The organism is Glycomyces luteolus (assembly GCF_027622875.1).
GTDB lineage: Bacteria > Actinomycetota > Actinomycetes > Mycobacteriales > Micromonosporaceae > Glycomyces > Glycomyces luteolus.
In genome coordinates this window covers 175542-188945 of the sequence record NZ_JAPZVP010000004.1, presented here as the reverse complement: position 1 = coordinate 188945, position 13404 = coordinate 175542, and the positions used below count along the sequence as shown (strand labels likewise).

Below are 13404 nucleotides of genomic sequence, written 5' to 3'. Positions count from 1 at the left end.
TTGTGAAGCATACGCCGGGACCTGAGGCGTGCCAAGCGGTCCGCGGCCGGCCGCACCGCCGCCGGTGACGCTGCGCGCCCGAGTGAAACACGTTCGAGTGACCTTTATCCGAAGTGTGTGCGGCTATGCGGAAAACCGGCGCGCGCGAACTGTTCTCCGTCGTACCGGTCGGATAGACTTTGTGTCGCAGCCGAGCACGTGACGTGCTCGGGACCCTACCGAATCAGGTGAGTTCATGACGCTGTCAATCGAGACCGCCACGACCGACGCCGGGGTCGTCACCGTCGAGCTGGCGGGCGAAGTCGACTACGCGACCGCTCCGCAGATCCGCGAGACGATCACCAACGCCCTCGAGGCCGGCGGGGCCACCGCCATCCGGGTCGACGTCGCCAAGGTGACGGTCCTCGACTCCACCGGTATCGGCACGATCGTGGTGGCCTACCGCATCGCCCGCGAGATGGGCGTCGTGCTGGCCGTCGTCAACCCCAACCGCTTCATCACCCGCCTGTTCACCGTCGTCGGCGCCGAGGAGCTCCTCGAGGAGCCCACCGAGACGTTCTCGGGCAAGGAGCGCAGCGCGGCCGGCTAGACCCGTCCGGGAGATCCCAGTGCTTCAGTCGCGCCCCCGCCCGGCCGGGGCGCGACTGCGCTCTCCAACCGCGTTCCGAGACCGGTTTCCCCGCACATCGGGGGCCTCGCGAAAGTGCGGACCGCCGTTGTGGCGAACGAGACTTCCACGTGTATCCACCTGCTGCGCAGCACATTCGCAACGGTCTGAGTGACCGGCCCCGCAACAGCGTTACCGGTACTACACTTTCTCCTCCCCCCGGTTACCCTTGATTCCGGGGACTGCCGTCTCCGTCCACGCAGCGTCAAAGAAGAGGCGATTCAGTCGTGTCGAGTGCGACTCCGGGCAATCCGTTGACCGATTTCGGTGCCAATGAATGGCTGGTCAACGAGATGTATGAGCGTTACCGCGAAAACCCCGACAGTGTCAGCGCCGGTTGGCGCGAGTTCTTCGGCGGCGATCCGACGGGCGCATCGTTCGCCGTAGACGGCGAGCGCAAGGCCGCGGCCGAGGCCGCTCCTGTCGCTGCGCCGGTGAAGCCCGCGCCGGTACCGGCTGCCGAGACGAAGCCGGAGCCGAAGACGGCGCCGGTCGAGTCCGTCACCGACGCGCCCCCGACCGAAGTCCCCGCTGCGGCCCCCGAGTCAAAGGCCGAAGAGGCCGAACCCGCGAAGAAGGCGACCCCGACTGTGATCGAACCCGGCACCACCAAGCCGCTCAAAGGCGTCGCGGCCAAGGTGGCCCAGAACATGGACGCGTCCCTGGAGATCCCCACGGCCACTTCGGTGCGCGCGGTCCCGGCGAAGCTCCTGTTCGACAACCGGATCGTCATCAACAACCACCTCAAGCGCGGCCAGGGCGGGAAGGTCTCCTTCACCCACCTGATCGGCTACGCGCTCGTGCAGGCCGTCAAGGCCCACCCGGGCATGAACGCGTCCTACAAGATCGTGGACGGCAAGCCGCAGCTCGTCACGCCCGAGCACATCAACCTCGGCCTCGCGATCGACCTCGCCAAGCCCGACGGGACCCGCACCCTCGTGGTGCCGTCGATCAAGAACACCGAGTCGATGGACTTCCGCGAGTTCTGGCAGGCGTACGAGGACCTGGTCCGCAAGGCCCGCAACAACAAGCTCACGATGGAGGACCACGCCGGGGCGACGCTGACGCTCACCAACCCCGGCGGGATCGGCACCGTCCACTCCGTGCCGCGCCTGATGAAGGGCCAGGGCCTCATCGTCGGCGTCGGCGCCATGGAGGTGCCCGCCGAGTTCGCCGGAGCCTCCGACGAGACCCTCTCCGACCTGGGCGTCTCCCGGATCATGACGGTCACCTCGACCTACGACCACCGGATCATCCAGGGCGCCGAGTCCGGCCAGTTCCTGGCGACGCTGCACCAGCTGCTGCTCGGCGACGGCTTCTTCGACGAGGTCTTCCGCTCGCTGCTCATCCCCTACGAGCCGGTGCGCTGGGTCCGCGACGTGTCGAAGACCCACGAGGGCCAGATCGACAAGAACGCCCGCGTCATCGAGCTCATCCACGCGTACCGGGTCCGCGGCCACCTCATGGCCGACACGAACCCGCTGCACTACGAGATCCGCCGCCACCCCGACCTCGACATCCTGTCGCACGGCCTCACCCTGTGGGACCTCGACCGGACCTTCCCGGTCGGCGGCTTCGCGGGCCAGCAGCGCATGAAGCTGCGCGACATCCTCGGCGTGCTCCGCGACTCCTACTGCCGCCGCGTCGGCATCGAGTACATGCACATCCAGGACCCCGAGGAGCGCGCGTGGATCCAGCGCCGCATCGAGGTCCCGTTCGAGAAGCCGAAGGTCGAGGAGCAGAAGCACATCCTCGGGCGCCTCAACGCCGCCGAGGCGTTCGAGACGTTCCTGCAGACGAAGTTCGTGGGCCAGAAGCGCTTCAGCCTCGAAGGCGGCGAGTCGCTCATCCCGCTGCTCGACCGCGTCCTCAACGAGGCGGCCTCGGCCGACATCGACGAGGTCGTCATCGGCATGCCGCACCGCGGCCGCCTCAACGTGCTCGCCAACATCGTCGGCAAGAAGCTCTCCAAGATCTTCACCGAGTTCGAGGGGCACATCGACCCCAAGAGCATCGGCGGCTCCGGTGACGTCAAGTACCACCTGGGCCTCACCGGCAAGTTCACCTCCCCCGACGGGCGCTCCGAGACCGTCGTGTCGGTCGCGGCGAACCCGTCGCACCTGGAGGCCGTGAACCCGGTGCTCGAAGGCGTCGTCCGCGCCAAGCAGGACCGCCTCAACCTGGGCGAGGACGGCTTCACCGTCATGGCCGTGGCGATCCACGGCGACGCGGCCTTCGCGGGCCAGGGCGTCGTGGCCGAGACGCTGAACCTCTCGCAGCTGCGGGGCTACCGCACCGGCGGCACCGTGCACGTGGTCGTGAACAACCAGGTCGGCTTCACCACCGCCCCGTCGCACTCGCGCTCCAGTCTGTACTGCACCGACGTCGCCCGCATGATCCAGGCGCCGATCTTCCACGTCAACGGGGACGACCCCGAGGCCGTGTGCGAGGTCGCGAAGCTCGCCTTCGCGTACCGGCAGCACTTCAACAAGGACGTCGTCATCGACATGGTCTGCTACCGCCGCCGCGGCCACAACGAGGGCGACGACCCGAAGATGACCAACCCGCAGATGTACCAGGTCATCGACGGCAAGCAGTCCGTGCGCAAGCTCTACACCCGCGCGCTCATCGGCCGCGGCGACATCACGATGGAGGACGCCGAGGAGGCGCTCGCGGACTACCAGGCCCAGCTCGAACGGGTCTTCCGCGAGACCAAGGAGGCCCTGGCCGGGCAGACCGGCCCGCTGCCGTGGCGCCACCAGCCCGAGCCGGTCGCCGACATCGACACGTCGGTCGACGCCGAGACCATCGCGATGATCGGCAAGGCCCACACCACGCTGCCGGAGGGCTTCGGCCCGCACAAGGCGGTGCGCAAGGTCCTCGAGAAGCGCAGCGAGATGTCCGTTTCGGGCACCGTCGACTGGGCCTACGCCGAGACCCTCGCGTTCGGCTCGCTCCTCATGCAGGGCAAGCCGATCCGCCTCGCCGGCCAGGACTCGCGCCGCGGCACCTTCGTGCAGCGCCACGCGGTCGTCGTCGACCAGGCCACCGGCGCCGAGTACACGCCGCTGGCGCACCTCGGCGAGCAGGCCGCGAAGTTCTTCGTCTACGACTCGCTGCTCTCCGAGTTCGCCGCGCTCGGCTTCGAGTACGGCTACTCGGTCGAGAACCCCGAGATGCTGGTCCTGTGGGAGGCGCAGTTCGGCGACTTCGTCGACGGCGCCCAGACCATCACGGACGAGTTCATCTCGTCCGGCGAGGCCAAGTGGGGCCAGCACTCCGGCGTGACCCTGCTGCTGCCGCACGGCCACGAGGGCGCGGGCCCCGACCACACCTCGGGCCGCATCGAGCGCTTCCTGCAGCTCTGCGCCGACGAGAACATGCGCGTGGTCAACTCCACGAGCCCGTCGAACTACTTCCACCTGCTGCGCCGCCAGTCGCTCGACCCGGTCAAGAAGCCCCTCGTGGTCTTCACGCCGAAGTCGCTGCTGCGCCACAAGGCCGCCGTCAGCCCGCTCGAGGAGTTCACGACCGGCCGCTTCCAGCCGGTCCTGCGCGACACGGCGGTCGCGGACGGCCGGATCCGGGCCGAAGACGTCAAGCGGGTGCTCCTGTGCTCCGGCAAGGTCTACTACGACCTGGCCGCCGCCCGCGAGAGCCGCGGCGTCACCGACACCGCGATCCTCCGCGTCGAGCAGCTCTACCCGCTGCCGGCCGAGGAGCTGAAGAGCGCCCTCGAGGCGTTCCCGAACGCGACCGACACCGCGTGGGTCCAGGAGGAGCCGGCGAACCAGGGCGCCTGGTCGCACATCGCGCTCAACCTGCTCGAGCAGCTCGGCGGGGTCCACCTGCGCCGCATCTCGCGCCCGGCCGCCGCCGCGCCGTCCACCGGCTCGCCGAAGGTCCACGAGGTCGAGCAGCAGGCGCTGGTCGACGTCGCGATCCCGCAGCCGCAGTAGCGGCACGAACGACAGGGAGAAGCGGGAGCGGCCGATCGGCCGCTCCCGCTTTTTCGAGCCCGTAACTTTACCGGTAACGTTTCGGCATCAAGGTACTTTACGGACATTGCAATATCGTTTTCTTCGCATGTCCACCCTTGACCAGGCTGGTGAGAACGATAACAATTGCTCCACGGCCCACCCCCCGACCGGCCCCCACGACAAAGAATCACATTGGAGTGATGCATTGATGCCGAATCATCCCTCGCCACCTGGATCCGCTTCTCCAGCAGTTTCCAGACGGGCACTCCTCACCGGCACGGCGGCGGCCGCCGGCATCGGCCTGACCGGCTGCGGCTCGGTCGCCGGAGGGCTGAGCGACAAGACCCGCGTGAAGCAGTGGAACCTCCTGGCAGGCGCCGACGGCGCGGTCATGACCGAGATGCACGACAACTTCTCGGCCGAGCACCCCGACATCGACCTCGAGGCCACCACCTTCGGCTGGGGCACCCCGTTCTACACCCGCCTGGTCATGGGCGCCTCCGGCGGCAACGCCTCGGACATCGCCACCATCCACCTCTCGCGGCTCAAGAGCGTCTCGCCCGCGACCCTCCTGGACCCGATCACCCTCGACGAACTCAAGGCCCACGGCCTCGACCCGGCCGACTTCCCCGAGAAGATCTGGGAGAAATGCTTCGTCGACGACGAGCTGTACGCCCTCCCGATCGACACGCACGCCCTGGTCAACTACTACAACAAGGAACTCTGCGCGCAGATCGGCGTCCTCGACGCCGAAGGGAGGCTCATCGAGACCTCCGGCGTCGAGGCGTACTTCGACATCCTCCGCGCCGCCAAGGAGATCACCGGTCAATACGGCACCTCCCTCGACACGCTCGGCGGCTGGCGCCAGTTCTGGGCCTGGTACCGGCAGGCCGACGGCGAGATGACCTTCACCGACGACGACTACGAGATGGACGACGACAAGGCGCTCGCGGCCATCGAGGTCATGTACAAGATGTCGGAAGAAGGGCTGTGCCCGCAGTTCGCCGACGGCGGCCAGTGCGCGGCGAACTTCGAGAACGCCGCCTCGGCGTTCGTGCAGGTAGGCAACTGGGAGATCAACCGCTTCAAGCTCTTCGGCGGGGACAACCCCGAGTGGTTCTCCATGACCGAGATGCCCGACTTCTTCGGCAACCGCCGCACCCAGGGCGACTGCCACTCGTACGTCCTCCCCCGCCACAACAGCTGGGACCCCGAAGTCCGCGACGCCACCATCGAGTACGCGGCCTGGATGCTCCAGCACAGCTTCCGCTGGGGCGAGGGCGGCGGCCACACCCCCGCCTACCTGCCTGTCACCGACGGCACCGACTACCAGGCGCTGCAACCCAACGCCGAGTACTCGGGCGTCGTCGAGAACGTCCAGTTCGACCCCGACGCGTGGTTCTCCGGGTCCGCCGCCCGCCTCTTCGACGAGACCGGCGGCATCTTCAACCAGGTCTACGGTCTGCAGATGACCCCCGAGGACGCCCTCGCGGAGATCAAGTCGCGGATCGAGACCCTGCTGGCCCTCCCCAACCCGGTCGACTGAAACGCGCTTTAGGACTCCCCATGACTGTGAACACCGAGGCGCCCGCAGCGGCGCCGGCCGCGATGACGCGGCCCCCGACCCCCAACGGGGCGAAGAAGAAGCAGTGGGCAGGACTCTGGTTCGTGCTCCCCTTCGCCGCCTTCTACGCCCTCTTCCTCGTCTGGCCGACCTTTCTCGGCCTGTACTACTCCTTCACCGACAAGAGCCTCACCGGCCGCCCCGCGAGCTGGGTCGGCCTGGAGAACTGGGCCGAGGCCTTCGGCGACGAACGCGCCTGGGCCGCGCTCGGGAACACCGCCGAGTTCACCCTGTACTCCACGCCGCCGCTGGTGATCCTCGCGATCGCCCTCGCGCTGCTGGTGAACCGCGCCCGCAAGCTCGGCTGGTTCCTCCGCATGGCGTTCTTCGCGCCGTTCGTCGTGCCCGTCTCCGTGGTCACCATGATCTGGATCTGGATCTACCAGCCCGACGGCGGCCTGCTCAACCACTACCTGCAGCTCCTCGGCATCCAGGACGCCGCGGCGCCCACGCTCTGGCTGCAGGACAAGAACACCGCCATGTGGTCGGTCGTCATCACCACCGTGTGGTGGACGATGGGCTTCAACTTCCTGCTCTACCTCGCCGCACTCCAGACGATCGACCCGAACGTCTACGAGGCCTCCAGCATCGACGGCGCGTCCTGGTGGCGGCAGCTGTGGCACATCACCCTGCCCCTGCTCAAGCGCACCACCGCCCTGGTGATCGTCCTGCAGCTCATCGCCTCGCTGCGGATCTTCGACCAGATGTACCTCATGACCGGCGGCGGGCCCGACCGCGCCACCGAGGTCGCCATCCACTACATCTACATCTCCGGCTTCGAGGGCTACCGCATCGGCTACGCGTCAGCGCTGTCATACGTGCTGTTCATCCTCATCCTGATCATCTCCATCTTCCAGTTCCGGCTGTTCTCCCGGAAGGAGGACTGACATGACCGCAGTGCAAGAGACCCAGACCGCCGCCCCGTCGGCGCGGCCGGTGGTCCGCCGCCGCCGCTTGAGGAAGCCCTCGGTGGGCGCCGTCATCGTGTACGCCGCCTCCGCGGCGCTGGCCGTGCTGTGGCTGCTGCCGCTGCTGTGGGCGCTGTCCACTTCCTTCAAGGTGGAGACCGAGGCGAGCCTCGGCCAGGACATCCACTGGATCCCGCAGGACTGGTCGCTCGAGGGCTACCGGACGCTGTTCGAACGCGGCGACCACCTCACGTGGATGATCAACTCGACGATCGTCTCCACGATCGTCACCGTCCTGACGCTCGTCCTGTGCGTCTCGGCGGCCTACGGGTTCTCGCGGTTCGAGTTCCCGGGGAAGAGGATCATCTTCGGCGCGATCATCGCCGGCCTGATGGTGCCGGGCCAGGCGCTCATCATCCCGCTGTTCGACCTGGTCAACGACCTGCACCTGGCGGGGACCTACTGGGGCCTGGCGCTCCCGCAGGTCGTCGCGCCGGTCATGGTGTTCATCCTCAAGCGCTTCTTCGACGCGATCCCGAAGGACTACGAGGAGGCCGCGAAGCTCGACGGCGCCGGGCACCTGCGGGTGCTGTGGAACGTGATCCTCCCGCTGTCGGGCCCGATCATGGCGGCCGTCGGCATCTTCACGTTCATCGGTTCGTGGAACAACTTCCTGTGGCCGCTGCTGGTCGCGACCGACCCGTCGATGATGACCCTGCCCGTGGGCCTCGGCGTCGTCTCGGGCGGCTACGGCCTGTTCTACGCCCAGAACATGGCCGCGGCGATCCTCGGCGCGCTGCCGCTGCTGATCATCTTCCTGATCTTCCAGAAGCAGATCGTCAAGGGCGTCGCGGGCGTCGGCCTGAAATAACGCCCCATGCACGGCGAGCGGGGTCCGGCTTCCGCCGGACCCCGCTTTGCGTCCCCTGGGCGCCGATCCGCAGCACATCCCCTCAAACGCTGTGCCTGCTACGCAAGCGTGCTCGCTCAGAAGACGCCGTCACTGACAAGACAGGAGGCCGGTGCGTAGCCGACCGTGTCGCCGTGGCGGACGTGGATCCATTCGGTCTCCCATTCGAGGCCCTGGCAGCCCAAGGACTTCTCGCCCGTGGTGGACGTGCAGGACCCCTCGATCTCGGTGCCGTTGAGCAGCCGCGCCAGACGACGCGAACTCCAGTCGGTCTCGGTGAAGATCGAGACCCCGAACGTGGCGTCGACACGGTATTCGCAGAGGAAGAGCTGCTCGGCGGTCCAGCCCTCCGAGAGGATCGCTCGCTGCGCGCTGATCGGATGCGCCTCGGTACCCGAGGTCTCCACGCCTCCGGTCTCGGAAGCGGCGCTCTCCCCGCTCCTCGCCAATGCGATGGCGACGACCATGATGGCGGCCGCGATCGCGATTCTGATGAGCAGCGTCTTCGTGACGACCCACGTACTCCCGGCGGCGGACTTGATTCCGCCCTTGACCCGACCCATTACCGACATGGCCGCTCTCCCCCTAGTGCAACCGCGAACCCATTCGACGGTGACATTCATTACAGGGTGAACGCAGGCGGGCCCGCCCGTGGTGCGAACCCGCCAGAAAGGGCCTCCAGTGTCGTACTTACAGCACTGCGCTTCAGTCGTTGGTGATGACGACCTTGCCGAAGGCCTCGCCCGAGTCGAGCCGCCGCAGCGCCCGCTCGGCGTCGGCCAGCGCGTACGTGGAGTCGATGACGGGCTTGATCTCCCGTTCGGCGCAGAACCGGATGACTTCGAGCAGTTCGTCGCGGGTGCCCATGGTCGAGCCGAGGATCTCGAGCTGCTTGAAGAAAACGTGCCGCATGTCGACCTCTGCGATGGGTCCGCCGGTCACGCCGCAGCTGACGAGGCGTCCGCCGGGTTTGAGGGACTTGATGGAGTGGGCCATGACTGGTGCGCCGACGGAGTCGATGACGATGTCGGCGCGTTCGGGCAGGCGGTCTCCGGACTCGACCGGGATCGCGCCGATCTCGGCGGCCTTCTCGCGGCGTTCGGGACTGCGGCCGGTGGCGTAGACGCGGGCGCCGAGGGCTCGGGCGAGCAGGATCGCGGCGGTGGCGACGCCGCCGCCGGTGCCCTGCACGAGCACGACGCCCTCGGCGGGGAGACGGCCGCGGGTGGTGAGCATCCGCCAGGCTGTGAGGAAGGTGGTGGGCAGGCACGCGGCCTCGGCGGCGGTCCACCCTTTTGGAGCGGGCACGAGGTTGCGGTGCGGCACGGCGACGGTTTCGGCCAGGGTTCCCGGGTGCATTTCGGAGAGCAGGGTCCGCTTGGGGTCCAAAGTCTCGTCGGCGAGTGAGGCGTCCCCGATGACGGGGTAGATCACGACGTGGTCGCCGTTCTCGGTGCGCCCCACCGCGTCCGTGCCGAGGATCATCGGGCACTGGTCGGCTCGGAGGCCGACGCCGGCGAGCGACCAGAGGTCGTGGTGGTTGAGCGAGGCGGCGGCGAGGGGGACGCGTGTCCAGCCCTCGGGAACGGTCGGAGGTTCGATCTCACCCACCGAGAGGGCGGCGAAGGGGTCGGCGGGGTTCACTGCGCTGGCGTAGGCGGCGAGCATCTGGATTGACCTCCATCTTTGCGGCGCTTGCGGGTCTGAAGCTGGTGGCGACGGCGTTTGCACTGTCCAGCATGGTGTTCGTGCGGGACTGTGCTGGGTCTCTAACTCTAGGGGCCGGGCCGAAATCGGCGCTCGGAGAGGTAGGGTCGGCGATGGAATCACACCCACTGGAAGAAGCTGGAGGGGCAATGTTCAAGCCTCTGTTCAAGCGGCTCATGCCGCAGATCTCGGCTTCGGCTCACTGCGACCTGCCGTGCGGGGTCTACGACCCGGCGCAGGCTCGCATTGAAGCGGAGTCCGTCAAGGCCATCTGCGAGAAGTACCAGGCCAACGAGGACCCTGAGTTCCGCATGCGCGCCCTGATCATCAAGGAGCAGCGTTCGAATCTGGTCAAGGAGCACCTGTGGGTGCTGTGGACGGACTACTTCAAGCCGCCGCACTTCGAGAAGTACCCGCAGCTGCACACGCTCGTGAACGAGGCGACGAAGCTGGCCGGGGCCTCGGGCTCCAAGGGCTCCGCCGACCCGAAGGTCGCCGAGGAGCTGCTCGCGAAGATCGACGAGATCGCCAAGATCTTCTGGGAGACCAAGCAGGCCTAGCGCCCGCGCGGTCTCCATGTGAAGCGCCCGCCACCGCTGAACGCGGTGGCGGGCGCTTCGCCGTGTTCAGTTCCCGTCGGCGGTGACGCTGCCGGTCCACACCCAGTAGCCGGTGAGCGATCCGGCGGAGATGCGGTACATGGGCCTGCCGTTGACGACCGAGCGGCGGTCGAAGGGGGCGTTGGAGCGGTTGGCGAACTTCACGACGCGGCTGCTGCTGAAGCGTCCGTCGGTGCCGACCTTGTAGCAGGTGACCTCGGTGTTCGCTGGGAAGGTCAGGGTCCGGGCGGGGTGGCAGACGGTCGGCACGTACTCGCCGACGAGGTAGGACTTCGGGAAGCTCTCGCCGATCCACCAGCCCGCGTAGCCGCCGGCGTTGATGCGGTAGTAGACCCCGCGGCCCTTGATCCGCCGGCGCCGGTTCGCGGGGGCCTGCGTGGCGCGGCCGAAGGTGACGGTCTTGCGGGCGAGCTCCTTGTCGTTCTTCGACGCCACGTAGTCGCCGTCGGAGTCGGTGTCGAACTTGTAGAGGGTGTGGGTGCCCGCGGCGAAGGCGATGTTGGAGCCGGTGGCCAGGGAGACCCAGGGGTAGTCGTCCGTGAGCTGGTCGGTCATGCGGGCGAACCGGGGGCTGCCGGTCTGCCAGTGCAGCTGTCGGAGCAGGTTGATGTGGTGCTGGTGGTACGTCTGGGCCGGGATGCGGTGCGTCTGGCAGTAGAACGAGATCCAGCGGAGGTTGCGCAGCAGCGGGAAGTAGCGTTCGATCGTGGTGCACGCGCCGTCCCAGAGCGCCATGGCCAGTTCGCTGCCGGTCGCGTCGATGTAGTCCCAGAGGCCGAACATCGCGAAGATCATGCCGTTGTAGGTGTAGTCCCCCGTGCCCGGCGTGTTGCCCGGGTACTCCTGGATCCACAGGTATCCGGCGCTGTTGCGGTTGACCACCCAGGGCGTGCCGTCGTCGGCGAGGAGCAGCGAGGCGAAGGCGCCGTCGGCGGCGGCGCGGTACAGCGTGCGCTCCTCTTCGGTGACCCCTTCGAGGTCCGAGAGCTGGATGAAGAGGCTGATCGCCTCGCCTTGCGCCATCCCGGAGTACCAGGGTGCCTGGTACTCGACGCCGCTGTGGGTGGTGTGGGTGAAGTCGAAGGGGTAGGGGAAGTACCAGGCGCCGCGGGTCTCCACCCGGGTTTCGAGCAGCCGTCCGGCCTGGGCTTTCGCTCGTTTCAGGAACAGCGCCTTGCGGGTGGGGTCGGTCTCGTTCCGGTAGCTGGTGATGCAGCCGAGGGCGAACTGGATCTGGGTGACGGGCTGGTCGTAGCCGGGCACGTCCCAGTCGGGCCGGTACTGGATCACGCCGTCGGCGTCGAGGTACGTGTGCTGGGTGTTCGGGGTGATGTTCTCCCACTTCGTGGGGCGGTCCCGCCACGGCTTCATGGTCTCGGGCAGGTCCATGACGGCGGGGTGGCCGTTCTGGTTGAAGGTGAACGGCAGGGAGGTCGGAGCGCCCTCCTCGAGCGCCCCGAACGACTCGATCTCCGGTTCGCCGAGCGGCTCGGGCACGGCCTGGCTCGGCGGCTCGACCCGTCCGCCGTCGAGCTGGTCGGGCAGCGGCGGGAGCGGGGACTGGGGCAGGTTCTGGGCCACCGGGGTGAGCTGCAGCAGGTCGGCCCGGTCGGCGCCGAGGGCGATGGCGCTTCCGGCGGCGGCGACCGCGGCGCCGCCGGCGAGGTGCATGAACAGCCGGCGATTCAGGGCAGGCTGGTTCGTAGCAGGCATGGGCAAGTCCTTCCGGGGAGAAGTCGAGGGGAGAGAATCTGGGGATGACTTTAGAATGAACGAGCCCAATTTGGAGCGTCGGGGTGCGCCTTCGTGAGCGGCCGGATACCAGCGGCCCCGGACGCGTGATTCCTGCAGGGTGGTACCCGTTTCTCAGGTCGTCCGATTATCCTGTACAGCGAGAGGGCGGAAGTCCTTCGGCCCCTCAGTCACAGGAAGCGGCGATGCCGGTGAGCGAAGAGCGCGAGGACGTGCTGCTGCTCGACGTGCCCTCTACGGGCGACTACCTGTCGGTCCTGCCGACCGCGACCGCTGCGGTCGCGACCAGGCTCGGGTTCTCGCTCGACGAGATCGAGGACCTCCGGGCGGCGGTCAACGCCGCCGTGGCGCTCCTTATCCCCACCGAGCCCGGGCGCCCGCGCCCGTTCCGCCGCAAGACGAGCGACCAGCCCCTCCACTGCCGCCTGGCGGTCGGCGAAGAGGTCCTCCAGATCACGCTGCGCCGCCCCAAGGGCGAGCCCCTGCCCGACTCCGGCTCCTACCAGTGGCAGGTCCTCAGGGCCCTCACCGACGAGGTCGACGCCCACTGGACCGCCGGCGAGACCACCACCATCACCATCTCCCAGCGCCGCCCCGCCTCAGAGGCCGACGCCGACACCCAGCGCCACCAGATCTACTAGAGCCCCAGCTCAACCGGCGATGTCACACCCTTCGCGTACGTTGGCTTGATCGGGGGCCATGCGGTTCGAGGAATCCTCGCGTCCGGGCAAGCTTGAAGGCCCGGCGAAACCGCCGGGCCTGCCAAGCTTCTGTTGTCGCAAATTCGAGGGATGGACTAAATCAAGGGATCGCGAGGAACCGCTAACCGACGACCTGGGTCGCCAACGTACGCAGCGCGCCCGAGCGGCGCTTCAGCTCGCGGCGCTCGATCTCGCTCATGCCACCCCACACGCCCGCGTCCTGACCGGTCTCGAGCGCCCACCGCAGGCACTCCTCGGTCACGGGGCAGCGCCGGCAGACGTTCTTGGCCTGCTCGATCTGCGTCAGTGCCGGTCCCGTGTCCCCGATCGGGAAGAACAGCTCGGGGTCCTCGTCACGGCAGATGGCCTCGTGGCGCCAATCCATCAAAACATCTCCTTGCTAAGCATCAAGCATCTTGCTTTCACGGTGTTATGAACAGCTCTTGCGGTTCGGGCGTTTCGCGGGCCGTTGCGGGCCGCGGCGGCGTTCAGGCCGCGCTTCGCGTGAGTGTCGCGCCGCGTCCGTCACGGAGAA

Annotated in this window: 11 protein-coding genes; 7 read left to right on the top strand and 4 right to left on the bottom strand. The window is 67.8% G+C overall.

Translation table 11 applies throughout. The features are described from left to right. Nucleotides 1-235: 235 nt before the first annotated feature. The 5 genes from O1R50_RS06535 (at nt 236) to O1R50_RS06515 (ending at nt 8050) form a co-directional block, all read left to right on the top strand. A complete protein-coding gene (locus O1R50_RS06535) occupies nt 236-589 on the top strand; it encodes an STAS domain-containing protein (protein ID WP_270109095.1) in 354 nt (117 codons plus the stop codon). Between the two features lie 305 nt (nt 590-894). Beyond that, nucleotides 895-4626 (top strand): multifunctional oxoglutarate decarboxylase/oxoglutarate dehydrogenase thiamine pyrophosphate-binding subunit/dihydrolipoyllysine-residue succinyltransferase subunit, encoded by a 3732-nt coding sequence (locus O1R50_RS06530; RefSeq protein ID WP_270109094.1) that lies wholly within the window; start codon nt 895-897, stop codon nt 4624-4626. A gap of 229 nt (nt 4627-4855) precedes the next feature. After that, the gene (locus O1R50_RS06525) at nt 4856-6193 is read left to right on the top strand and encodes an extracellular solute-binding protein (protein ID WP_270109092.1); all 1338 of its coding nucleotides are present in this window, start codon (nt 4856-4858) and stop codon (nt 6191-6193) included. A gap of 20 nt (nt 6194-6213) precedes the next feature. Continuing rightward, a complete protein-coding gene (locus O1R50_RS06520) occupies nt 6214-7158 on the top strand; it encodes a carbohydrate ABC transporter permease (RefSeq protein WP_270109091.1) in 945 nt (314 codons plus the stop codon). A 1-nt stretch (nt 7159) separates the two neighbouring features. Beyond that, a complete protein-coding gene (locus O1R50_RS06515; protein WP_270109089.1) occupies nt 7160-8050 on the top strand; it encodes a carbohydrate ABC transporter permease in 891 nt (296 codons plus the stop codon). Nucleotides 8051-8166: 116 nt separating this feature from the next. Here the strand turns inward: O1R50_RS06515 and O1R50_RS06510 are convergent, their stop codons facing one another. Together O1R50_RS06510 and O1R50_RS06505 are read right to left on the bottom strand one after the other, a co-directional pair. Further along, nucleotides 8167-8661, bottom strand: a complete 495-nt coding sequence (locus O1R50_RS06510; protein WP_270109088.1) for a hypothetical protein — start codon at nt 8659-8661, stop codon at nt 8167-8169. 133 nt (nt 8662-8794) lie between these two features. Next, nucleotides 8795-9757, bottom strand: a complete 963-nt coding sequence (locus O1R50_RS06505) for a zinc-binding dehydrogenase (RefSeq protein WP_270109087.1) — start codon at nt 9755-9757, stop codon at nt 8795-8797. A gap of 188 nt (nt 9758-9945) precedes the next feature. On the opposite strand from O1R50_RS06505, the gene sodN reads away from it, so the two are divergent. Further along, nucleotides 9946-10356, top strand: a complete 411-nt coding sequence (gene sodN, locus O1R50_RS06500) for a superoxide dismutase, Ni (protein WP_270109086.1) — start codon at nt 9946-9948, stop codon at nt 10354-10356. A gap of 66 nt (nt 10357-10422) precedes the next feature. Here the strand turns inward: sodN and O1R50_RS06495 are convergent, their stop codons facing one another. Then, a complete protein-coding gene (locus O1R50_RS06495) occupies nt 10423-12129 on the bottom strand; it encodes a D-glucuronyl C5-epimerase family protein (protein ID WP_270109085.1) in 1707 nt (568 codons plus the stop codon). Between the two features lie 224 nt (nt 12130-12353). Here O1R50_RS06495 and O1R50_RS06490 point away from each other — a divergent pair, with 224 nt between their 5' ends. Then, nucleotides 12354-12809: an ATP-binding protein gene (locus O1R50_RS06490; protein ID WP_270109084.1), complete on the top strand. Its 456-nt coding sequence runs from the start codon at nt 12354-12356 to the stop codon at nt 12807-12809. Nucleotides 12810-12990: 181 nt separating this feature from the next. Here O1R50_RS06490 and O1R50_RS06485 read toward each other — a convergent pair whose 3' ends face one another. After that, nucleotides 12991-13254 carry a WhiB family transcriptional regulator gene (locus O1R50_RS06485; protein WP_208496337.1) on the bottom strand — a complete coding sequence of 88 codons (264 nt, stop codon included), beginning with the start codon at nt 13252-13254 and terminating at the stop codon, nt 12991-12993. Between the last annotated feature and the right edge of the window lie 150 nt (nt 13255-13404).

Excerpts from the sequence above, each read along its gene's own strand:
- sodN (WP_270109086.1), top strand. The coding sequence starts at position 9,946 with ATGTTCAAGCCTCTGTTCAAGCGGCTCATGCCGCAGATCTCGGCTTCG.
- O1R50_RS06520 (WP_270109091.1), top strand. The coding sequence starts at position 6,214 with ATGACTGTGAACACCGAGGCGCCCGCAGCGGCGCCGGCCGCGATGACG.
- O1R50_RS06525 (WP_270109092.1), top strand. The coding sequence starts at position 4,856 with ATGCCGAATCATCCCTCGCCACCTGGATCCGCTTCTCCAGCAGTTTCC.
- O1R50_RS06490 (WP_270109084.1), top strand. The coding sequence starts at position 12,354 with ATGCCGGTGAGCGAAGAGCGCGAGGACGTGCTGCTGCTCGACGTGCCC.
- O1R50_RS06510 (WP_270109088.1), bottom strand. The coding sequence starts at position 8,661 with ATGTCGGTAATGGGTCGGGTCAAGGGCGGAATCAAGTCCGCCGCCGGG.
- O1R50_RS06505 (WP_270109087.1), bottom strand. The coding sequence starts at position 9,757 with ATGCTCGCCGCCTACGCCAGCGCAGTGAACCCCGCCGACCCCTTCGCC.
- O1R50_RS06485 (WP_208496337.1), bottom strand. The coding sequence starts at position 13,254 with ATGGATTGGCGCCACGAGGCCATCTGCCGTGACGAGGACCCCGAGCTG.
- O1R50_RS06515 (WP_270109089.1), top strand. The coding sequence starts at position 7,160 with ATGACCGCAGTGCAAGAGACCCAGACCGCCGCCCCGTCGGCGCGGCCG.
- O1R50_RS06535 (WP_270109095.1), top strand. The coding sequence starts at position 236 with ATGACGCTGTCAATCGAGACCGCCACGACCGACGCCGGGGTCGTCACC.
- O1R50_RS06495 (WP_270109085.1), bottom strand. The coding sequence starts at position 12,129 with ATGCCTGCTACGAACCAGCCTGCCCTGAATCGCCGGCTGTTCATGCAC.